Source organism: Ruegeria sp. R13_0 (assembly GCF_017743995.1).
GTDB lineage: Bacteria > Pseudomonadota > Alphaproteobacteria > Rhodobacterales > Rhodobacteraceae > Ruegeria.
In genome coordinates this window covers 102791-122839 of sequence record NZ_JAGHRB010000007.1, presented here as the reverse complement: position 1 = coordinate 122839, position 20049 = coordinate 102791, and the positions used below count along the sequence as shown (strand labels likewise).

The following is a 20049-nucleotide window of genomic DNA, read 5'->3' as shown; positions in this document are numbered from 1 at the left end:
CCCTCCCCGATATCATCACTTAATGCGCTGACCATTGGCCTTAATCTGACCGTCTTCAGTGAATTCGATTGTCGAATTCAGCGTGTCGGGTTCATCGCCCGGAACAGCCATCATGCCCATCATCATACGCGCACCCAAGGCGTCGTTGTCGGACATCAGGCCCATGCCGATCAGTTTGTCGATCAGTGCGTTGGCTCCAACCAATTGCAGGTTCGCAACGCCAGTCGGAATAGGCATGCCGAATTCGTCGAGGTTCTCGTTGTCCAACGTGAAATCACCGTCCCCGGTTAGACGCGCGCCAACCATCGAGACCAGCAATTCGTTGATTTTCAGCGAATGCAGCTCGGCAGGGACTTCGCCTTCTTCTTCAAGCGCCGCCGCCTGTTCCGGATCGAAGATGTTCAGCAAGACTTTCGCCGTGCCGGTGGTGTCCAGCGCAATGGTGGCTGGATCGCGCGGCAGGTTGCCCGCCGGGTCGAAAATGCTCCAAAGGACGTCAGACATGGTGAAATCGGTCAGGTTCAGACCGAAGGCGAAGGGTGCGGCCTCCTCCGATTCCTGCACCGGGATGTCCAGGTTCAGACCCGCCTTCGCCATTGCGATCTCGATCGGGAAGGGCAGATCACCGGTGGTCACGGCCAGTTTCGCGTCATTCTGTTCTAGGTCATAGGCCACACGTTCGCCATCTACGCTGGCCTCAAGTCGGCCACCTTGGGACGAGCTTGCCATGGTGAATTGCTCACCTTCGCTGACGCCGCTGATGTCTGTCTTGCCCGAGCCATAGGCGATCATGCCGGAAAAGGCGAAGCCTGCGTCATACAGTGCCTGCGGGTCGGCCAGATCGAACCCAGTGGGCAGAACACTGTCGCCGCTGGATGTCAGGTCGTTCAGTGCCCCGTCAATCAACCCCGATTCTCCGGTTTCGGGGTCCTTGAAGCTGAACTTATAGGCCATTTGCGCGGCGTCGAGGGTCTGCGTGATCTCGCGATTTTCGCCGATCAGCATACGCGATGTGCCAGCCATACCTGTAAATTCGATACCACCTTCCAGCGCATCTTCGGGAATTGGATCGTCTCCGCCCTCGATCGAATCTAACACGATCCCAAGGGTCGCCGCCGAGTAGTCATAGGTCATGTCGGACGGATCACCTGACACAACCATTTCCAGATCTGTCTGGCTGTAGGTCAGGTTTGCTGTGAACTGCTCATCTTCGACGCCGCCCGAAATGACCATCGGAAAGCTTCCGGGGAAGCCGACGTTGACGGTGCCATCGCCGTTTTCGGTCAATGTGACCTCGGGCATGGTCATCTGGAACTGGCCGTCCTCTTCGGGGAAGTCCATGGACAGGGTCATATCGTTGATGGTCATGACATCGCCAGAGCTGCTGGGTTCGCCCTCGACCGTGTAACCTACGGACCGGAAATACTCTTGCCAGTCGTTCCAGACGTCATTTGCAGTCAGGTCGGCATATGCACCTTGAGTTGCGACCGCATAGGCTAGAACGGCGCCACAGCTGCGGCGGATGAAAACAGACATAAGGTAACCCTTCTTGATCAATTTGCGCGCATGGTCGGGGTTGTGGCAGGCATCGTCAAGGGGGCAAGGGCTGGACCCTTTCCCCGTTTCCGCGTTACGCCTGTAGCCAAAGGTCAGCCCAAGACGTGAGGAGCGTTAAATGCAGGGAAAAACAGTGCTCATAACAGGGGCCAGCCGCGGAATCGGCGCCGAGGCCGCGCGCGTGTTTGCCGCAGCCGGGGCGAATGTCGCGCTGTTGGCCCGCAGTCATGATCAGATTGACGCGCTTGCGGCCGCTTTGGGCGACAATGCGATGGCGCTGGCCTGTGACGTCAGCGATTTCGCGCAGGTCGAACAAGCGGTGGCCGATTGCGTCGCGCGTTTCGGCGGTTTGGACGTTTTGATCGGCAACGCTGGTGTGATCGAGCCGATCTTTCACTTGTCCAACGCTGATGTCAGTGCATGGAGCCAGGCCATTGATATCAACCTCAAGGGTGTTTTCTACGGAATGCGTGCCGCTCTGCCGGTGATGCGGGCGGCGGGCGGAGGGACGGTTCTGACCGTCTCGTCCGGCGCGGCGTCGAACCCGGTTGAGGCGTGGAGCCACTATTGCGCCTCGAAAGCCGGCGCGAAAATGCTGACAGAATGTCTGCATCTGGAAGAGGCCCATAACGGCATCCGCGCCATGGGCCTGTCGCCGGGCACAGTGGCAACCGATATGCAGCGCGTCATCAAGGCCAGCGGCATCAACCCAGTCAGCCAACTGGACTGGGATGTTCATATCCCGGCGGACTGGCCCGCAAAAGCACTGCTGTGGATGTGTTCTTCGGATGCTGACGAGTATCTGGGGGCCGAGATTTCCCTGCGCCAAGACGACATTCGCCAAAGGATCGGCCTGACGTGATTGAACTGACCAAGGAAGACGGGTTGTGGACCGTCACGATCAACAACGCTGACAAGGCTAACGCTCTGACCGGCGCGATGTTGACCGAACTTGCTGAAATCGCCGAGGCCGCGGCTGAGGCGCGCGCCCTGATCTTGACCGGCGCTGGCAAGGTCTTCAGCGCTGGTGCTGATCTGGAGGAAGCCCGCGCGGGGCTTGCGACCTCGGACGTCTGGGAGCGGTTGTCGGGTGCAATCGCGGCGCTGCCCTGCCTGACCGTTGCGGCACTGAACGGAACGCTGGCGGGTGGTGCAAACGGCATGGCCTTGGCCTGCGACCTGCGAATCGCGGTGCCTTCGGCCAAGTTCTTCTATCCGGTGATGAAGCTTGGTTTTCTGCCGCAACCCTCCGACCCCAAGCGCATGGCCGCATTGATTGGTCCGGCGCGCACCAAGTTGATTCTGATGTCGGGCCAAAAGATCTCGGCCGAGGAGGCTTATGCGTTCGGTCTGGTGGATCGCATCGCCTCGCCGGACGATTTGATGCGGACGGCGCGCGCGCTGGTGGCCGATAGCCTCGCGGCCAAACCAGAGATCGCAGCAGGGATTGCAGAGCTTTGTCGCTGAGGTTGTCCGCAGTCAGGCTGCGCGTCGCTGATCCGGCGCGACTGGCCGGGTTCTATCGGGACGTTTTGGGTATGTCCGTGCAGGAAATCGGCGATTCCCGGCGTGTAGGATATGCCGGTGAAGATGCTGATCTGCTGCTGCTACCAGGGGGCAGAGGGTATTCCCACGATCAGGGGCATCGCTATTGGAAGATCGGGATCACTCTGCCCGATGTCGATCTGGCCGCCGATACGCTGCGGGCCAAAGGCTATGCTGTCAGTGAACCACGTCAGTTCCTCGATATCGGGTATATGGCGCATCTGAGCGACCCCGAAGGCTTTGTGATCGAGCTTTTACAGCATGATTTTGAAGGCAACCGCCCGGAAAATGCTGCCGACCCTGCGGCCCCGTTTGCCGAGGCGCGAGTGGCTCAGATCACCTTGCGCACAGGGGATATCGCCGCCGAGGATGCGTTCTGTCGTGCTCAGGGTATGAAGCTTCTGTCGATGCAGGATGTGGCGACCTATGGGTTTGACCTGAATTTCTATGCCTTCACGCATGAGGCTCCGCCCGATCCTGACCTTTGGGCGGTTGAGAATCGCGAATGGCTCTGGAAACGACCCTACACGACGCTCGAGTTCCAGCATGTGCAAGGTGCCAAATTTGCGCCTGTTCCCGACTATCAGGGGATCGAGGTCGAGCGTCTGCCCGCCGCGCTTTCGGATGCCTTTGGCGATCCGGTTCTGCCCGGCTAAAGCGTTTTGCGTTTCACGGGAGGCAAGGCCATCGAAATGCGCGTTCGACCGAGGGTAGAGGCAGCGTATTTCGATTCAAATCAAACCCAAAGCGATTTGATCAGCGCCCGCGCCGTTTACCCGGAACTTTTGAACGGAAACCGGGCGGGCGTTTGCGCACCCAGTTGAGGAATTTCTCAAGCCTTGGATGGGCGCGCAGGGCCTCGACCGTGTTGAAGCTGCGTGCCAGCTCGGCCTCGGACAGGGTGGCGTGGACCTCTTTGTGGCAAATCTGGTGTAGCAGAACGGTTGGTCCGCCCTTGCCTCCTTTGAGTTTTGGGATCAGATGATGCAGGCTGCCGCCGCCATGGGGAATGGGGCGGTCGCAAAGCGGGCAGATCGGATCGCTGTTCGTCATGGTTGGGAATGATGCGCCTGCGGGCGGCGAAGGCAAGAGGGCGAGGATGGCGCAGGCAGTGGTGATCGGGGCAGGACCGGCCGGGTTGATGGCGGCCGAGCAGCTTGCCCTTTCCGGTCACTCGGTTCTGGTGGCCGAGGCCAAGCCTTCGGTTGCGCGCAAGTTCCTGATGGCCGGAAAGTCGGGTCTGAACCTTAGCAAGGATGAGCCGTTCGAGACCCTGATCCAATCCTATGATGAAGCCGCCGACTGGCTGCGCCCGATGCTGGCTGAGTTTGATGCGCAGGCTGTGCAGGACTGGGCGCGCGCCTTGGGGCAAGAGCTTTTCACCGGCTCAACAGGCCGTGTTTTCCCGACCGTTATGAAGGCCTCACCCTTGCTGCGTGCATGGCTGGCGCGTCTGGCTGACCGCGGTGTCGAGATCCGAACCCGCTGGCGCTGGACCGGGTGGGAAGGGGAAGCGCTGGTGTTTGATACCCCGGATGGCCCGCAGCGCTTGCAGCCCGACGCAACCGTGCTTGCAATGGGCGGGGCCAGCTGGGCACGGTTGGGCTCGGACGGGACCTGGGCACCATGGCTGGCAGCGAAAGGCGTGCAGCTTGCGCCGTTTGCACCTGCAAACGCAGGGCTTTTAGTCGACTGGTCGGATCACATGACCGCGCATTTCGGCGCGCCGATCAAAGGGGTCGCGCTACAAGCCGGAACCCAGCGCACACGGGGCGAGGCGGTGATCTCGGCCCGCGGTTTGGAAGGCGGGGGCATCTACTCCATCTGTAAGCCGGTGCGAGAGGGCGCGCCCCTGACGATCGACCTGATGCCTGACCTGCCTGTCTCAGAAGTGGCGGCACGCCTGGCAAAACCGCGCGGCAAGATGAGCCAGTCCAATCATCTGCGCAAAGCTCTGAAACTCGGGCCGGTGCGAACCGCGTTGCTTATGGAGTTCGCCCGCCCCCTTCCAACTGCGCCCAACGACGTGGCGGCGTTGGTCAAAGCCCTGCCGGTACGCCACGCAGGATTGCGCCCGATGGATGAGGCGATCTCAACCGCCGGAGGCATCACAAGCGCTGCCGTGACCGACGGATTGATGCTGACTGCACTGCCCGGCGTGTTCTGCGCCGGTGAGATGTTGGATTGGGAGGCTACCACCGGAGGCTATCTTCTAACCGCCTGTCTGGCGACCGGGCGCTGGGCAGGAAGGTCGGCGGGCGACTGGCTGAACCGCTAACGCGACCGGGCCAGCATTGCCAGCCGGATCATCGCACGTTCGACCAAGGCCATCGCAGGGGCCGTTTGCCCGGCCGAGCGCAGCGACAGGTCGGTATCTGTCAGCACTGTCAGCGCCGTCTGCAGCTTTGGCGCGCCCCACCCTTGAGCCTGCCGTAAAATACGGTCGCGTCGTTTTCCGTAGACAGGCGGGCGTAACTTGCCGATCCCTTGCGCTGCTCCACCGGGGTCAGAGGCACAGGCGTAAAGCGTGCGAAAATGCCGAGTCGCGCCGATGCACAGCGTAACCCCGTTGGTGCCCTGCGCCTGAAGGCGACGGATCAGCGGGCCTATTTCTCCGGCGCGGCCTTCGGCGACCACGTTCAATACATCATCCAGCGCCGCCTCGGTCGAGCGGGGTGCGCAGGCTTCGATATCGTCAAGGCTGAGTTCGCTCGCGTCGCCGCGTTTATAAAGCGACAGCTTCTCGACCGTTTGGGTGAAATCACCGGGGCTGAGGCTGACCGCCAACTCTCCCAGCGTCGACATCGCGTCGCGCGGGATGTTCTGCAAACCGGCTTGTGTCAGAATCCGTTCGACCTCGGCCCGAGAGGGCGGGTCGTCGTAAATGCCCACCGCATAGGCCGCCGGATGCGATTCGAAGGCCTTGCGGATTTTCGAACTGGCTTTCAGCTGGCCTGCTGTCACGATGACCTGAGCATCACCGGGGGCCCAATCCTCAAGCGCGGCAAGGATCGAGGGCGCGGCGGTATCGGTTGCCTCTTCCACAAATACCGCGCGGGGGCCAGGGAAAAACCCAACCGCTTTGACTGCATCCAGCAGTAGCGCCGGGTCGCCGCGCAGATCGCTGCCGGGCATCCGGGTCAGGCGCATTTCTTCTTCGGCGTTCGCCCCAAGCAAGGCGGCCAATACCTGCTGACGTTTCAAAGCCACACGCATCGTGTCGGCACCGTAGATCAGCAACCCGGTTTTGTCCGCGTCCGGTCTGGCAAAATACCCGTCAGCCTCGCGCGGGCTCAACTTCATGAGGTCAGGCCCGGCGTCGCATAGAGGCGATTTACGATCTGGTCGGACAGAATCACCATCAGGCGCTCTCGGGCGTCGCGCTCATCCGCCAGGGTCGAAACGGTGGACCCTGCCGCCGAATAGCCTACGAAATCAGTGACTTCGCCAGAGGCCAGAATCTGACCTGTTTCATTCGATTTCAGCGTGTATTCCGCACGCCCGTCGATGGACAAGCGGTTGATTTCGTTGGTGGTCGTGATCGCGGCGGCCTGAACGGCGGTCTCAACACGGACATCCAGACGGTAGGCATTGCCTGAGGTCGCGCTGCGCCCCAGCTTTTGTTCGAGGTTCTGAACCAGCAGGAAGCTGTCGACCGTGTTCGGGGCCGATACCTCAACCTTGCCAAAAAGCTCCGAGCCCGCCCCACCGGGCGCATAGATCGGTTCGAACCCGCAGGCGGCCCCAAGGAAACAGGCAGCCAGCGGGGCGAGCAAGAAACTTCTGCGGTTAAACGACGACATTCACGATCCGGCCCGGGACAACAATCACCTTCTTCGGCGCGGCTCCCTCCAACGCCTTTTGCACAGCTTCGGTGCTGAGCGCGATTTTTTCAACCTCATCCTTGGGCATATCCTTGGGAACGCTGATTTCCGCGCGGCGTTTGCCGTTGATTTGGATTGGCAAGGTGATGGTGTCATCGACCAGCATCGCCTCATCCGCGACCGGCCAAGCAGCGGTTGCCACTAGACCCTCACCACCCAGCAGCTGCCAGAGTTCCTCGGACAGGTGTGGCGTCATCGGCGACATCAACTGTGCCAAAGTCTTAGCGGCTTCGCGCTTGGCCTCGGTTCCCGCTTTCGACTTCGCCAGAGTGTTGGTGAAGGCATAAAGCTTGGCAATCGAGGCGTTGAAGCCAAAGGATTCGACACCCCCCGAAACATCATGGATCGCTTTGTGCATCTCGCGCAGCAGGGTTTCGTCTTCACCATTGGCTGGAACGTCCGACTCGGCGATCTCGGAGGCGATGCGATGCACACGGCTTAGGTGCTTGAACGCGGCCTCGGCGCCGGAAGCTGTCCATTCCACGTCCCGCTCGGGCGGCGAATCGGACAGGACGAACCAACGGGCAGTATCTGCGCCGAAGGCCGAGATAATGCTGACCGGGTCGACAACGTTTTTCTTGGATTTCGACATCTTGGCCGAGGGGATGATCTCGACCTCGGTGCCGTCGGCCAATTTGCCGTCGGCCACGTCCTCGGGCAGGTGATAGACCGGGCGGCCATTGGCGTCGCGCGTCTGGTAGATCTCATGCGTGACCATGCCCTGGGTGAACAGTGCGTTGAACGGCTCGATGGCCTTTTTCGGCAGATGGCCGGTGATCTGCATCGCACGGGCGAAGAAGCGGGAATAGAGCAGGTGCAGAATCGCATGCTCAATACCGCCGATATACTGGTCGACATTCATCCAGTATTCGGCCTCAGCCAAATCAGTCGGGGTTTCCGCGCGTGGAGCGGTGAAACGGGCGTAGTACCAGGACGAATCGACGAACGTGTCCATCGTGTCGGTTTCGCGCTTGGCCGGTGCGCCGCAGGACGGGCAAGGCGTATCCCGCCAGCTGGGGTGACGGTCCAGCGGATTGCCGGGGATCGAGAAGTCGATGGCTTTGCCGTTGCCGTCATCATAGGGCAGCGCGATCGGCAGATTCTCTTTCTTCTCGGGCACCGTCCCGCATTTTTCGCAGTGAACAACGGGAATCGGGCAACCCCAGTAGCGCTGGCGGCTGAGACCCCAGTCGCGCAAACGGAATTTGGTGACACCTTCGCCCCAACCGGCCTTCTCGGCAAAATCGACGGTGGCGTTGATGGCCTCTTCGCCGGTTGCCTCGGTCAGACCCGCGAAATGGTTCACCCAGCGGACTTTCTCGGTTTTTGGCGGAACGAATGCGAGCTTGTCGACCGGAGTATCATCATCCAGCGCAAAGAACGTATCGACCACGGGCAGGCCGTATTTGCGGCAGAAATCCAGATCGCGCTGATCATGGGCCGGGCATGCGAAAATCGCGCCGGTGCCGTAGTCCATCAGGATGAAGTTCGCGATCCAGACCGGCAGTTCCCAGTTCGGGTCCAGAGGGTGTTTGACCTTGATGCCTGTGTCGTAGCCCAGCTTATCGGCGGTTTCGATCGCTTCTTCGGTGGTGCCACCCTTCCGGCATTCAGCAACGAATTCAGCGACTTCCGGGTTTTCAGCCTCAAGCTGTTTGGCAATCGGGTGATCTGGCGAGATACCGACAAAAGACGCGCCCAGCAGGGTGTCGGGGCGAGTCGTGTATACGGTGATCGGCTCACCGCCATCGGTGCGTTCAAAGCCAAATTGCAGGCCACGCGACTTGCCGATCCAGTTCTCCTGCATCAGTCGGACTTTGGCGGGCCAGTTTTCAAGCGTGTCCAAGGCGTCCAGCAGCTCCTCGGAATAGTCCGAGATCTTGAAGAACCATTGCGTCAGCTCGCGCCTTTCCACCAAAGCGCCCGAGCGCCAGCCGCGTCCGTTTTCGACCTGCTCGTTGGCCAGAACGGTCATATCGACCGGGTCCCAGTTCACGACGGCGTTCTTGCGGTAGACCAGACCGGCTTCGAGCATATCGAGGAACAGTGCTTGTTGCTGGCCATAATATTCCGGGTCACAGGTGGCGAATTCGCGCGACCAGTCGATCGACAGGCCCAAAGGCTTCATCTGCCCGCGCATGTCGGCGATGTTGCCATAGGTCCAGTCTTTTGGGTGGCCGCCAATCGCCATCGCAGCGTTTTCTGCCGGCATCCCGAACGCGTCCCATCCCATCGGGTGCAAGACGTTGTGACCGGTCGCCAGCTTGTGCCGCGCGATCACGTCGCCCATCGTGTAGTTGCGCACGTGACCCATATGGATTCGGCCAGACGGGTAGGGGAACATCTCAAGCACGTAGTATTTGGGCTTGTCCGCCTTGTGGTCGGCGGTGAAGATTCCGGCCTTGTCCCAGACCTTTTGCCATTTTTTTTCGATTTCACTGGCCGAGTAGCGCGACATCATGCGGTCCTTCGTAACTGAAAACGCCGGGTATGAACCCGGCGTGGTCTTTAGAGCGATTTTGATCGGGTTGCTAGAACTTGTTGTCTGCAATCCGTAGCTGTCTTGCACGCGAGAGGATCGCATCCTCGACCGCGCGGGTGGTTGCGGCGCTGACCGGAGAGCCCCCGCTGGACTGCAGCGCAACCGAAAGAGAGCGCGCGGCAAGCGCCGGGTCACTTATATGCACGGTGGCGCGATACTGCCGCCCACCGCCCGGAGGGGTGCCGTAACCCGTTACGATCACACCGGTAAACGGGTCAACCTCTTGCACGGGCAGGAAATTCAGAACATCCAGCGACGCCGCCCAAAGGTAACGGTTCACATTGGTGGTCTGCTCGGCATTGTTGGCACTAAAGATATCCCAGATCGTGGTGCGTTCGGGATCGGCCAGCTCGCGCTCATCCGTACGCGTGCCCGTAGCCAGAATGTCTGAGCTGTTGACGACGCTCCGATTTTGCCCACATGCCGCCAGTGTCGCAGTCAGAATGATCAAACCCAAAGTCGTCGGCAAACGCATCGTCTATTGGTCCTATTTCACTAATATTGCGGTCTTTGGAAGCTACTCCTAGCCAAGCAAACCGCGCGCAACAAGCCTATTCTTCTCAATTACCAGTGTATACATCCGATCCGGGTTGAGCAGACTGTGGCATCCTTGCACCAATCCAACCTCAATGCGGTCAGCTTCTTTAGGCTGAGCTTGCGCAAAGGGGGGTAAACAAGCGAAACGATGTCCGTGCTGAGACGCATGCTTAGGTATGTGTCGAGTAGAAAACTCTTAAATGAAACCGAGGGTAACAAGATGAAAAAAGTTCTTCTCGCAACGACGGCGCTGGTAGCGACCGCAGGCGTTGCAGCAGCTGAGGTCAGCTTCAGCGGTTTTGGTCGCTTTGGTCTTCAGTATATTGAAGACAACGCCACCACCGAAATCGTTTCGGACACCAACACCACAAGCGGTGACACCGAGCGTACAGTCGTAACCACGGATGAAGACGATGCGTTCCTGGACTCGCGTTTCCGCCTGAACATCGACGCAAACGCTGAAACAGATGGCGGCGTAGGCTTCTCGGGTCGTGTACGTCTGCAGGCTGACGACAATGCTGACGGCTCTGCCGGCACTGCAGGTCTGAACGGCGCAGTCTTCACAACCACATACGGCGGTCTGCGTGTTGACGTTGGCAACATTGCCGGCGTTATCGACAACCTTCAGGACTACTATGGTTTTGAACCCGGCCTGACCCTGTTCACTGGTCAGTACGTTGGTGCCAACTTCGCGTTTGACGCTTACACCTCGACTGGTGCTGGCGAAAACGGCGTGTACGCTGGTTACACCTTCGGCGACTTCAACGTTGCTGTTTCGTACTCGGGTGACGACGCTGGCGACGATTACGAAATCATTGCCGACGATTTTGTCTGGGAAACAGGCGATTCCGAGCAGTGGGGCATCAGCGCAGCTTACGCAGGCAGCAACTGGGGTGTGGCTGTAGGCTACGCACAGTCTGACGACCTGGAAGCAACCATCGCGGACTATGATCCCGCCACTGGTGTCATCGACGACGCAGGCGCAACAACTGTTGCCGCTGATGCGGACATGGTCGTTCTGACCGGTCACGTCACGTTTGGCGATCTGACCATCACTGGTCTGGTTGGCGACGAAAGCTCGGATGGTGACCCGGACAATCTGGTGTTCGACACCTTCTGGGGTCTGTCGGCTGGTTACAACCTGGGCGCAGCGACTCAGATCCTGTTCTCGTATGGTGACGGTAGCGCCGAGTTTGACACCCAAGCCTTCGGTCTTGGTGCAATCTATGACCTGGGTGGCGGTGTATCGCTGCGCGGCGGCATCGGCAGCAACAAAGTTGGTGATGGCGACACCACCACTGTTGCAGACCTGGGTGTCCAGTTCAGCTTCTAAGTTGATCTGAACCACACGGTTCAAGGGCGGGTCTTCGGACCCGCCCTTTTCTTTTGTGCCGACTTGGTGTTTGTCTCGCTGCAAACCAGATTTGAGGATCGCCATGTCGCTGTCAGAGATTTCCGCCCGTATCGCAAAAGCCGAAGCCAAAGCAGGGCGGGCTGCCGGGTCGGTGAAGCTGATCGCCGTATCCAAGGTGCAGCCAAATGAGCGCGTGCAGGATGTGCTGGAACAAGGTCATCGGTGCTTTGGCGAGAACCGCGTGCAGGAAGCGGCCGGTAAATGGCCCGCGTTCAAGGAGCAATTCGCCGGCATTGATCTACACCTGATCGGCCCGCTGCAAACCAACAAAGCCCGTCAGGCGATGGAGCTTTGCGATGCGATCCACTCGGTCGATCGCCCGAAACTGGCCAAAACTCTGGCGCGCTTGGCGCAGGAGCTGGGCTCCAGCCCGGACCTCTTCATTCAGGTCAATACGGGGGAAGAGGAACAGAAGGCCGGTATCCTCCCTGCCGATGCGGATGGGTTCATTGCAGAATGCCGGACGTTGGACCTGCCAGTTCGCGGTCTGATGTGCATCCCGCCGGTCGAGGAAGAACCAGCGCTGCATTTTGCCTTGTTGGCGAAGATTGCTGCCCGCAATGACCTTAAGGGTCTTTCGATGGGCATGAGTGGCGATTTCGAACAGGCGATTGCGCTGGGGGCCACCCATGTGCGCGTCGGCTCAGCCATCTTTGGTGAACGGGTCAGACCTCAGGAATGATCAGGCGGGTGCCGGGCGTGATCCGCTCGGCTATCCAGCGCAGGTGGTCGCGACGGAAGGCGACACAGCCCTCGGTCGGATAACCCGGTCTCCGCCATTGGTGCAGGAAGATTGCCGAGCCTTTGCCCGGCACCGCATTCGGCCAATTCCAATCGGTCAGCAGCACCAGATCGTACAAAGGGTCCGCGCGGCGCAGCCGTTCATGACTGAACGTGTAGGGGGCAGTGACCAGTTGGTTGTAACGACTGTCTTTCGAATCGTCCGACCACAGGTCTCGCGGGCCGATCGGAATGGCCCATGACGTGGGGGCCGAGATCCGATCCGCGCGGTAGAGCATGCCGACAATGCGATGAACACCGACCGGCGTGGCGCCATCGCCTTCGCGTTTCGCAGTGCTCCGCCCGCCTTTCCCGATTGAGCAGGGAAAGGACCGTCCCCGGAACCGAATACCCCGCGGGGTCAGCACCAAATCTGCGGTTGTCACAGCAAATGCCCGGATTTTGCGGCCTTAGTCTCAAGATATCCGCGGTTATGGGCGGTCTCCCCGACTTTCAGCGGAACCCGCTCGGCGACGGCGATCCCCGTGCGCTCCATCATGGCGATCTTCGCGGGATTGTTGGTCAGCAACCGGACCGAGCTGAAGCCCAGCGATTTCAGAATATCCGACCCGAGGCGGAAGTCGCGCTCATCATCTTCAAACCCAAGGCGATGGTTGGCTTCGACCGTGTCAAAGCCCTGATCTTGCAGGAAATAAGCGCGCATCTTGTTGGCCAGCCCGATTCCGCGCCCTTCCTGATTCAGATAGAGCAACACGCCTGCGCCCTCCGCCCCCATCTGAGCCAGTGCGCCGCGCAGTTGAGGGCCGCAGTCACATTTCAGGCTGCCCATGATGTCGCCGGTAAAACAGGCCGAATGAAGCCGAGCCAAGACGGGCTTGCTGCGATCCGGTCGCCCGACCTCGACCGCGTAATGCTCTTCCCCGCCGTCTTCAGGGCGGAAAACGTGCAACCGGCCAGCTTCAGAAACTTCCATTGGTAAGCGCGCGGCGACAACCGGGTGCAGAGCGCTGCGATCTGCAAGATGCGGCGCCGCCCGGGAGTGATCTATGCAGGTCAACCCGTGGGTCGCCACGAAATTGCGGCCGTCTTCGACTGGCAGCACCACGGCGGCAGGCAGCAAGCGGGCGGATTTGGCCAGCGCGATAGCAATGCGATGCAGATTGGCATTGCCCTGCCTTTCCGTCATCAGCGGGCCTTTCATCGGCGCATTCAGATCGTCCGATGGGTCCGCCACAGCTTGTACCCATGCCATGTCAGCATCTGCCGGGATCAACACCCGCGCCAAATCGCCATCGTAAGCGCGTGCTTTCAGCGTTTCCGCCCGTCGCCCGGTGATAGCTACCACAGGTGCCCCACCCAAACTGCGCAGATCGGCCAATCGCTGGGGCGTGATGGTTTCGGCCGAGATGGCCAGAACGCTGCCGCCATTGTCATCCACCAGCACGATTGGCACGCCCATCCGCAGGTCAGCCCGCGCGCGCGCCAGCAATTCGGTGATATCGGGGATGAGACTCATCTATGTTACCCTATAACGTTCGACCCTTTTCCTAGCGCTTTCGGCTGGAATTGTGAAACATTTCCGCTGCGTCTGACACGAAGGCGTGAGACGGTTGCAGTAAATCTTGTTGATTGCATATTCCACACGCAAGTGATGGGAAAGGCTTTGGAGGACCCAAGAATGGCTCAGCTCAAGAAAATCCTGTTGGTGGATGATGACGAGGACCTGCGCGAGGCGCTCAGCGAGCAACTTGTGATGACCGAGGATTTCGACGTGTTCGAAGCCTCTGACGGAGCGTCCGCGATGGAGCGCGCGCGCGAAGCGATCTACGACCTCGTGATTCTGGATGTGGGTCTTCCCGACACGGACGGTCGAGAGCTGTGCCGCCTGATGCGCAAACAGGGTGTCAAAAGCCCGATCCTGATGCTGACGGGCCATGACAGCGATGCCGACACGATCCTGGGTCTGGATGCTGGTGCCAACGATTATGTTCCCAAGCCGTTCAAATTCCCGGTTCTGCTGGCCCGCATTCGCGCTCAATTGCGTCAGCATGAACAGTCCGAAGACGCGGTATTCGTACTTGGCCCCTACACGTTCAAGCCTGCCATGAAGATGTTGATCACTGAGGAAGACCGGAAAATCCGTCTGACTGAGAAGGAAACCAACATCCTAAAGTTCCTCTACCGCTCGACCGATGGCGTGGTGGCGCGCGATGTGCTGCTGCATGAGGTCTGGGGCTACAATGCGGGTGTTACGACCCACACGCTTGAGACGCACATCTACCGCCTGCGCCAGAAGATCGAGCCTGACCCGTCAAATGCGCGCCTTTTGGTCACAGAGTCGGGTGGATATCGACTGGTCTCTTGATCCGAGGTGGATTGATTTGGATCAAAGTGATACCCTGAACTCATAATTAGGTTGCTCCCAACCCGTGCATGTCCGGGTAATGACATGTACCTCCCTGTTGGACTGCCGGGCCAGATGGCCCGGCTTTTTTTGTTTTCGATGAAGCGGTCTCTTTGTACCCTTATTGGATTGCGGGCTACGAAAAAAGACACATTGAGCTATGTCACTGATCCAGGACCTCGAACAAGTCGTGTCAAAAGTTCTGCCGGCCGATCCAAGTTTTCGAGCGGTCGACCGCGAGATGGTGGATGTCTGCGTTCGTGATGCTCGGCGCAATGCGCTGCTGAATCGCAAAGACGAATTTCTACTTTCACTAATGCGTCTCATGGCGCTTCCGGGGAATGGGCATTCGCGGTTGATCCCAAATGATGCCATTTCGATTTTGCCACTTAGACTTGCGACTATAGGAACCAAAGTACGCCTTCTTGACGCCTCCTCGAACTTCCTTAGTGCGGTTGGAGGAGAATTGATGAGCATTAATGGCGTTTCGACCGGAGAAATCGAACGCGCGTCGAGGAAGTTCTTGGCAGGGACGAGACAGCGTCAGCGCGTGATTGGACCAATTCTCTTTGTATGGCCTGCTGCGTTAAAGAACTTCGGAATTCCGTCGAGCCACGGCGCGTTTCGATACCAGATTGCGGATGGGGAAGGTCGTACCATTGAGCTGCAGCTGAGTTCGACGAAGGTCGTCAATGGTTCGGTTTTCTATCCATTGAACGAGCACGGAAGAACCGACGCAGCATGGTCCCCGCGTGAATACTTGATGATAAAAGACTTCGGCAGTTCCGGCGTGCTAATGTCCCTGCCTAGCTTTTTTGACCCCAGCAAGGCCGCATTGTCCGATGCAATAGCCAAGGCGACCGAATTGGCTAAAGTGCGCTCTGACATCCCTCTGGTTTTAGACATCCGAGGAAACACGGGAGGCGATTTTCTTCGGACTTTGCCTTTGATTGACGCGATTTCACAGGGCAACAAAAACCGAAAAATGGCTGTACTTGTCGACAAATTCTCCTTCTCAGCGGCAATCGTTTTTGTGGCACTCTTAAAGTATCGTATAGGACGACGGCTCATGATTATTGGTGAAGAGATGGGGGATGGTCTGACGTTTTTCGCTGAAGGAGAAACAATCAAGTTACCTTTAAGTGGCGCGCAGGTTCGGTATTCATCAGCCTTTCATGATTGGGCGAGTGGACGTATCGACGAAACGACTCCCGAAGAAGTTGCAAGAAAAATTGTTCCGGTCGGAACGCTGGAAATAGACCGTAACTGGACAGCGAACCCGATCGGCGCAAATGAGTTGGATCTGTTTTACCGGGACGTTCTCGACAGCTTGAGCGTCTAGTCAAACGGCTGTTTGGTCTACACAAAGGCGTTTTTCAGATCGAGGGTATTTTGGCTTCTTTTCTCGTAGCGCCTTATTCAATGTCGGGCTAACCTCGCGCCCAACCGCGACAGAGGATTCCCTAATGCCCTTCACCCTTGCCACCTGGAACATCAACTCGGTCCGCCTGCGCGAGCCTATCGTGCTGAAACTGCTGCAGGAAGAAGCTCCGGATGTGCTGTGTTTGCAGGAATGTAAGTCTCCGGTTGAAAAGATTCCGACCGAAGGGTTTGCGGAATTGGGGTACACCCACATCGTAGCACGCGGGCAGAAGGGCTATAACGGTGTCGCAATCCTGTCGCGCATTCCGATGGAAGAGGTCGGCGACAAGGATTTCGCCGGTCTCGGCCATGCCCGCCACATCGCCGCGCGGTTGGAGAATGGCGTCACCATCCAAAACTTCTATGTCCCTGCAGGTGGGGATGTGCCAGATCGTGAGGTGAACGAGAAGTTCGGGCAAAAGCTCGACTACCTCACCGATATGCGCGACTGGTTCCATGCGGAAAAGCCTGAAAAATCCATTCTGGTCGGTGATCTGAACATCGCCCCGCGCGAGGATGATGTCTGGTCGCATAAGCAACTGCTCAAGGTCGTCTCGCACACGCCGATCGAGGTTGAGGCATTGGCTGAAACACAAGATGCGGGCGGTTGGGTGGATATCACCCGTCAGGATATCCCCGAAGGGCAGCTCTATAGCTGGTGGTCCTACCGAGCGCGCGATTGGGACGCTGCTGACAAGGGGCGGCGCCTGGATCACGTTTGGGCCACGCCGGATATCTCGAACGCTGGGCATTCCAGCCGTGTCCTGCGCGATGCGCGCGGGTGGGAAAAACCAAGCGACCACGCCCCCGTTTTCGCCAGTTTCGACCTGTAGACCCGCAACTCGGCCCTTGGTTTCTGCAGCAAGTGACTGCATATAGGGCGCACGTTTGAACCGGAGAGTGAATGCCATGGACCTTCTGAGCGGCGCGGAAAGCACCTCAGCCACCGATCTGATCAAGGACAGCAGCGAAGCCACCTTTATGGAGGATGTTGTCGAGGCGTCGCAGGAAATTCCGGTGATCGTGGATTTCTGGGCCCCTTGGTGCGGCCCCTGCAAGACACTTGGACCTGCGCTGGAAGAGGCGGTGACCGCGGCCAAAGGCGCGGTCAAGATGGTCAAGATCAACGTGGATGAGGCGCAAATGATCGCGTCTCAGATGCGCATCCAGTCGATCCCTACCGTTTATGCGTTTTTCAAAGGTCAGCCGGTGGACGGTTTTCAAGGCGCGTTGCCGGGGTCCGAGATCAAGGCCTTTATCGACCGCGTGATCGAGGCGGCCGGTGGCGAAAGCCCCGGTGGTCAACTGGAGGATGCCGTGCAGGCGGCCGAGGAAATGCTGGCAGAAGGCGCAGCCGTAGATGCGGCGCAGACCTTTGCCGCGATTCTGGGCGAAGACCCCAACCATGCCGCTGCCTATGGTGGTCTGGTGCGTGCGCATATTGCCTTGGATGATCTGGAACAGGCCGAGGCCATTCTGAATGGCGCGCCTGCCGAGATCTCCAACGCTCCGGAACTCGAAGCTGCCCATGCTCAGTTGGAATTGGCCAAGCAGGCGGCGGATGCGGGCCCGGTGGCCGAGTTGACCGCTGCCGTTGAGGCCGAGCCGGACAATCATCAGGCCCGGTTCGATCTGGCACAGGCCCTGCACGCCAATGGCGATGTGGAAGAGGCTGTGACGCAGCTGTTAGAGCTGTTCCGCCGCGATCGTGAGTGGAACGAGGGCGCGGCCAAATCGCAGTTGTTCACGATCTTCGACGCGCTCAAGCCCAACGATCCGATTGTTCTGAACGGGCGGCGTAAACTCAGCTCGATGATATTTGCCTAATTTCGGATCAGAGCTAGACTCGGGTCTATGATTCATCCCGCCGACTTGCCGGATACGATATCCGTGTTTCCACTGCCCGGGGCGCTGCTGCTGCCCCGGTCGCGACTGCCGTTGCACATCTTCGAGCCGCGCTACCTGCAGATGCTGGACGATGCCCTGAAAACAAAGGAGCGGCTGATCGGAATGGTTCAGCCGAACCCCTCGCTAAGCGATGACACAAAGCTGCATCGGATCGGTTGCGCCGGTCGCGTCACGCAATTCTCTGAGACTGAGGATGGCCGCTATCTGATCACCCTGACCGGTGTGTCCCGGTTCCGTATCAAGTCCGAACTGGATGCATTCACGCCTTATCGCCGGTGCGACGTGTCCTGGGAGGGGTTTGACCGTGATCTGGGCAAGGCCGAGAAGGACGATGTGTTCGACCGCAGCCGCTTTCTGAACCTGTTGGAACGCTTTTTCGACTCGCGCGATCTGTCGACGGATTGGGATTCGCTGAAAGAAGCAGATGATGAGCTTTTGGTGAATTCCCTGTCGATGCTGATGGATTTCGATCCGGAGGACAAACAGGCCCTTTTAGAGGCCCCCTGTCTGCGCACAAGGCGTGAGACGCTGGTGACATTGATCGAATTCGCGCTGCGGGGCGGATCAAACGAGGAAAAACTGCAATGAGCGAGCCTGAACACGCTTTTGACCGCCACATGCTTGAGGCGCTGATCTGCCCTCAGACGCATACGACGCTGCACTATGATGCTGAAAAGCAGGAGCTGGTGTCGAAGGCCGCCGGTCTGGCCTTTCCGATCCGCAACGGCATCCCCGTGATGCTGGTCGATGAGGCGCGCGCGTTGGACTGAGCGATTCTGAACGCTCAAATTCGCTCTAGATTGCCCGTCCTTGCAACAGCTTCGGCAGGTCGCCGGTCAACCCGGCAGCTTCGCGAACAAAGCCCCGGCGCAGGCCGGGCAGGGATCCGACAATGCCCATCCCGATGTCCCGTCCTAGACGCAGCAGCGGGTTGTCATTCGAAAACAGCTTGTTGAACACATCGGTCGCCATCGCCAGTGAGGCCGTGTCGAACCGCCGCCATTCCTGATAGCGTTCCAGCACCAGAACCGAGCCGATATCCTCGCCGCGCCGTCCGGCCAAGGTCAGCACTTCGGCCAAGGCTCCCACGTCCCGCAGCCCGGCGTTCAGGCCCTGGCCTGCAATGGGGTGCATCCCGTGGGCGGCGTCGCCAACAAGGGCCAGTCGATCCGAGATGAAGGAATTGGCGATGGTCAGGTTAAGCGGATAGGTAAAGCGGTCGCCTTGCAGGCGGATGTCGCCCAGAAAATCCCCGAACCGAGGGCGCAAGACCTGCAGATACTCGGCCTCGGGCAGGGCGTTGATGCGCTGCGCTACCTCGGTGCGTTCGCTCCAGACGATCGAGCTGCGATTGCCGGTCAGTGGCAGGATCGCAAGCGGGCCGGGGGGCATGAAGAACTGATGGGCAATGCCGTGATGCGGCAGGTCGTGTTCAATCGCGCAGACAAGGGCGGTCTGGCCGTAATCCCAGCCGGTTCGCTTGATCCCGGCGCGGGATGCGGTTCCACTACTGCGCCCGTCGCAGCCTACGATTAGATGACCCTCAACGGTCGCACCATCATCCAGCGTCAACGTCACAACAGTTGCATCGACCTGTTGCGAAACGACTGTTCTCCCGTTGATCTGGGTGATCCCTTTGTCTTGCCGCATTGCCTCAAGAAACGCGCGGCGCAGGTGACGATCTTCGACCATATAGCCCATCGGACCTTCCTCGATCTCGGCATGGTCGAAATGCATGAAAAAGGGGGACGGCCCGATACCTGCATGGCCATCGGTAACCTTGATTTCAAGCATGGGCTGAGCATGTTTCTCGACCCGCTCCCACACCCCGATTGCGTCAAGCAACCGTTTGGAGGCCAGCGCCAGCGCATAAGATCGCCCGTCGAATGCCGCGTTTTTGCGGAGCTTTTCGCCCAACGTGTCAATCACGCAAATAGAATGCCCGGTTTGCGCCAGTGCCAATGCCAGGGCCGCGCCGTTCAGGCCTCCGCCCACGATCAGGATTTTCGATGCCTGTGTCATGCCCTGCAATATGCGCGCCCTTTCGGGATTGTCCATGTGCGGTCCTGTCGCTACCGTCCCAGAAAGTCAGACG

General features: G+C 59.2%; 21 protein-coding genes. 12 read left to right on the top strand and 9 right to left on the bottom strand.

All coding sequences use genetic code 11. The annotated features are described in order from the left end of the window. Nucleotides 1-15: 15 nt before the first annotated feature. Nucleotides 16-1536, bottom strand: a complete 1521-nt coding sequence (locus tag J7394_RS11045; RefSeq protein WP_209253012.1) for a DUF2125 domain-containing protein — start codon at nucleotides 1534-1536, stop codon at nucleotides 16-18. Between the two features lie 139 nt (nucleotides 1537-1675). Here J7394_RS11045 and J7394_RS11040 point away from each other — a divergent pair, with 139 nt between their 5' ends. Genes J7394_RS11040 through J7394_RS11030 form a run of 3 tightly spaced genes read left to right on the top strand, consistent with a single transcriptional unit; the run spans nucleotide 1676 to nucleotide 3758 of the window. Further along, nucleotides 1676-2419 (top strand): SDR family oxidoreductase, encoded by a 744-nt coding sequence (locus J7394_RS11040; RefSeq protein ID WP_209253010.1) that lies wholly within the window; start codon nucleotides 1676-1678, stop codon nucleotides 2417-2419. Further along, complete coding sequence (locus J7394_RS11035) at nucleotides 2416-3024, top strand: enoyl-CoA hydratase/isomerase family protein (RefSeq protein ID WP_209253008.1); 609 nt, start codon at nucleotides 2416-2418, stop codon at nucleotides 3022-3024. The genes J7394_RS11040 and J7394_RS11035 overlap by 4 nt, the downstream gene beginning before the upstream one ends. Then, nucleotides 3015-3758 carry a VOC family protein gene (locus J7394_RS11030; protein WP_371812000.1) on the top strand — a complete coding sequence of 248 codons (744 nt, stop codon included), beginning with the start codon at nucleotides 3015-3017 and terminating at the stop codon, nucleotides 3756-3758. Before J7394_RS11035 ends, J7394_RS11030 begins: the two co-directional genes overlap by 10 nt. A gap of 100 nt (nucleotides 3759-3858) precedes the next feature. Here the strand turns inward: J7394_RS11030 and J7394_RS11025 are convergent, their stop codons facing one another. Further along, the gene (locus tag J7394_RS11025) at nucleotides 3859-4155 is read right to left on the bottom strand and encodes an HNH endonuclease (protein ID WP_209253006.1); all 297 of its coding nucleotides are present in this window, start codon (nucleotides 4153-4155) and stop codon (nucleotides 3859-3861) included. A gap of 46 nt (nucleotides 4156-4201) precedes the next feature. Here J7394_RS11025 and J7394_RS11020 point away from each other — a divergent pair, with 46 nt between their 5' ends. After that, nucleotides 4202-5380: a TIGR03862 family flavoprotein gene (locus J7394_RS11020; protein WP_209253004.1), complete on the top strand. Its 1179-nt coding sequence runs from the start codon at nucleotides 4202-4204 to the stop codon at nucleotides 5378-5380. On the opposite strand, the gene holA is transcribed toward J7394_RS11020, so the two are convergent. From holA to J7394_RS11000, 4 genes are all read right to left on the bottom strand, one after another. Then, nucleotides 5377-6405 (bottom strand): DNA polymerase III subunit delta, encoded by a 1029-nt coding sequence (gene holA / locus J7394_RS11015; protein WP_209253002.1) that lies wholly within the window; start codon nucleotides 6403-6405, stop codon nucleotides 5377-5379. The two genes, J7394_RS11020 and holA, sit on opposite strands and share 4 nt — an antisense overlap. After that, complete coding sequence (gene lptE / locus J7394_RS11010; protein ID WP_209253000.1) at nucleotides 6402-6905, bottom strand: LPS assembly lipoprotein LptE; 504 nt, start codon at nucleotides 6903-6905, stop codon at nucleotides 6402-6404. The genes holA and lptE overlap by 4 nt, the downstream gene beginning before the upstream one ends. Further along, nucleotides 6892-9444, bottom strand: coding sequence for a leucine--tRNA ligase (gene leuS / locus J7394_RS11005; RefSeq protein WP_209252998.1), 2553 nt, complete (start codon nucleotides 9442-9444; stop codon nucleotides 6892-6894). The genes lptE and leuS overlap by 14 nt, the downstream gene beginning before the upstream one ends. 73 nt (nucleotides 9445-9517) lie before the next feature. After that, nucleotides 9518-10003: a DUF3576 domain-containing protein gene (locus tag J7394_RS11000; protein ID WP_209252996.1), complete on the bottom strand. Its 486-nt coding sequence runs from the start codon at nucleotides 10001-10003 to the stop codon at nucleotides 9518-9520. A 282-nt stretch (nucleotides 10004-10285) separates the two neighbouring features. Here J7394_RS11000 and J7394_RS10995 point away from each other — a divergent pair, with 282 nt between their 5' ends. After that, nucleotides 10286-11398: a porin gene (locus tag J7394_RS10995; RefSeq protein WP_209252994.1), complete on the top strand. Its 1113-nt coding sequence runs from the start codon at nucleotides 10286-10288 to the stop codon at nucleotides 11396-11398. Between the two features lie 103 nt (nucleotides 11399-11501). Continuing rightward, nucleotides 11502-12161 carry a YggS family pyridoxal phosphate-dependent enzyme gene (locus tag J7394_RS10990; protein ID WP_209252992.1) on the top strand — a complete coding sequence of 220 codons (660 nt, stop codon included), beginning with the start codon at nucleotides 11502-11504 and terminating at the stop codon, nucleotides 12159-12161. On the opposite strand, the gene J7394_RS10985 is transcribed toward J7394_RS10990, so the two are convergent. Beyond that, the gene (locus J7394_RS10985) at nucleotides 12145-12645 is read right to left on the bottom strand and encodes a L,D-transpeptidase family protein (protein ID WP_209252990.1); all 501 of its coding nucleotides are present in this window, start codon (nucleotides 12643-12645) and stop codon (nucleotides 12145-12147) included. The genes J7394_RS10990 and J7394_RS10985 overlap by 17 nt on opposite strands. After that, nucleotides 12642-13736 carry a GTP cyclohydrolase II gene (gene ribA, locus J7394_RS10980; protein ID WP_170661563.1) on the bottom strand — a complete coding sequence of 365 codons (1095 nt, stop codon included), beginning with the start codon at nucleotides 13734-13736 and terminating at the stop codon, nucleotides 12642-12644. The genes J7394_RS10985 and ribA overlap by 4 nt, the downstream gene beginning before the upstream one ends. Nucleotides 13737-13898: 162 nt before the next feature. Between ribA and J7394_RS10975 the strand changes: the two genes are divergently transcribed. The 6 genes from J7394_RS10975 to J7394_RS10950 all read left to right on the top strand — a co-directional run bounded on the left by J7394_RS10975 (nucleotide 13899) and on the right by J7394_RS10950 (nucleotide 18724). Further along, a complete protein-coding gene (locus J7394_RS10975) occupies nucleotides 13899-14585 on the top strand; it encodes a response regulator transcription factor (protein WP_170375588.1) in 687 nt (228 codons plus the stop codon). A 199-nt stretch (nucleotides 14586-14784) separates the two neighbouring features. Beyond that, nucleotides 14785-15966, top strand: coding sequence for a peptidase S41 (locus J7394_RS10970; protein WP_209252988.1), 1182 nt, complete (start codon nucleotides 14785-14787; stop codon nucleotides 15964-15966). A gap of 124 nt (nucleotides 15967-16090) precedes the next feature. Then, nucleotides 16091-16879, top strand: coding sequence for an exodeoxyribonuclease III (locus J7394_RS10965; RefSeq protein WP_209252986.1), 789 nt, complete (start codon nucleotides 16091-16093; stop codon nucleotides 16877-16879). A gap of 76 nt (nucleotides 16880-16955) precedes the next feature. Further along, on the top strand, nucleotides 16956-17873 hold the full coding sequence (trxA, locus tag J7394_RS10960; protein ID WP_209252984.1) for a thioredoxin: 918 nt from the start codon (nucleotides 16956-16958) through the stop codon (nucleotides 17871-17873). A gap of 27 nt (nucleotides 17874-17900) precedes the next feature. After that, entirely contained in the window at nucleotides 17901-18542 is a 642-nt protein-coding gene (locus tag J7394_RS10955) for an LON peptidase substrate-binding domain-containing protein (protein WP_209252982.1), read from the top strand. Further along, nucleotides 18539-18724 carry a Trm112 family protein gene (locus tag J7394_RS10950; RefSeq protein ID WP_209252980.1) on the top strand — a complete coding sequence of 62 codons (186 nt, stop codon included), beginning with the start codon at nucleotides 18539-18541 and terminating at the stop codon, nucleotides 18722-18724. Before J7394_RS10955 ends, J7394_RS10950 begins: the two co-directional genes overlap by 4 nt. Before the next feature lie 25 nt (nucleotides 18725-18749). Here J7394_RS10950 and J7394_RS10945 read toward each other — a convergent pair whose 3' ends face one another. Next, nucleotides 18750-20012 carry an FAD-dependent monooxygenase gene (locus J7394_RS10945; protein WP_247748168.1) on the bottom strand — a complete coding sequence of 421 codons (1263 nt, stop codon included), beginning with the start codon at nucleotides 20010-20012 and terminating at the stop codon, nucleotides 18750-18752. Nucleotides 20013-20049: the final 37 nt, after the last annotated feature.

Excerpts from the sequence above, each read along its gene's own strand:
- ribA (WP_170661563.1), bottom strand. The coding sequence starts at position 13,736 with ATGAGTCTCATCCCCGATATCACCGAATTGCTGGCGCGCGCGCGGGCT.
- J7394_RS10990 (WP_209252992.1), top strand. The coding sequence starts at position 11,502 with ATGTCGCTGTCAGAGATTTCCGCCCGTATCGCAAAAGCCGAAGCCAAA.
- J7394_RS10965 (WP_209252986.1), top strand. The coding sequence starts at position 16,091 with ATGCCCTTCACCCTTGCCACCTGGAACATCAACTCGGTCCGCCTGCGC.
- J7394_RS11040 (WP_209253010.1), top strand. The coding sequence starts at position 1,676 with ATGCAGGGAAAAACAGTGCTCATAACAGGGGCCAGCCGCGGAATCGGC.
- lptE (WP_209253000.1), bottom strand. The coding sequence starts at position 6,905 with ATGTCGTCGTTTAACCGCAGAAGTTTCTTGCTCGCCCCGCTGGCTGCC.
- J7394_RS10970 (WP_209252988.1), top strand. The coding sequence starts at position 14,785 with ATGTCACTGATCCAGGACCTCGAACAAGTCGTGTCAAAAGTTCTGCCG.
- trxA (WP_209252984.1), top strand. The coding sequence starts at position 16,956 with ATGGACCTTCTGAGCGGCGCGGAAAGCACCTCAGCCACCGATCTGATC.
- J7394_RS11000 (WP_209252996.1), bottom strand. The coding sequence starts at position 10,003 with ATGCGTTTGCCGACGACTTTGGGTTTGATCATTCTGACTGCGACACTG.
- J7394_RS11020 (WP_209253004.1), top strand. The coding sequence starts at position 4,202 with ATGGCGCAGGCAGTGGTGATCGGGGCAGGACCGGCCGGGTTGATGGCG.
- J7394_RS10955 (WP_209252982.1), top strand. The coding sequence starts at position 17,901 with ATGATTCATCCCGCCGACTTGCCGGATACGATATCCGTGTTTCCACTG.
- J7394_RS11025 (WP_209253006.1), bottom strand. The coding sequence starts at position 4,155 with ATGACGAACAGCGATCCGATCTGCCCGCTTTGCGACCGCCCCATTCCC.
- leuS (WP_209252998.1), bottom strand. The coding sequence starts at position 9,444 with ATGTCGCGCTACTCGGCCAGTGAAATCGAAAAAAAATGGCAAAAGGTC.
- J7394_RS11045 (WP_209253012.1), bottom strand. The coding sequence starts at position 1,536 with ATGTCTGTTTTCATCCGCCGCAGCTGTGGCGCCGTTCTAGCCTATGCG.
- J7394_RS10995 (WP_209252994.1), top strand. The coding sequence starts at position 10,286 with ATGAAAAAAGTTCTTCTCGCAACGACGGCGCTGGTAGCGACCGCAGGC.
- J7394_RS10950 (WP_209252980.1), top strand. The coding sequence starts at position 18,539 with ATGAGCGAGCCTGAACACGCTTTTGACCGCCACATGCTTGAGGCGCTG.
- J7394_RS10945 (WP_247748168.1), bottom strand. The coding sequence starts at position 20,012 with ATGGACAATCCCGAAAGGGCGCGCATATTGCAGGGCATGACACAGGCA.
- holA (WP_209253002.1), bottom strand. The coding sequence starts at position 6,405 with ATGAAGTTGAGCCCGCGCGAGGCTGACGGGTATTTTGCCAGACCGGAC.
- J7394_RS10975 (WP_170375588.1), top strand. The coding sequence starts at position 13,899 with ATGGCTCAGCTCAAGAAAATCCTGTTGGTGGATGATGACGAGGACCTG.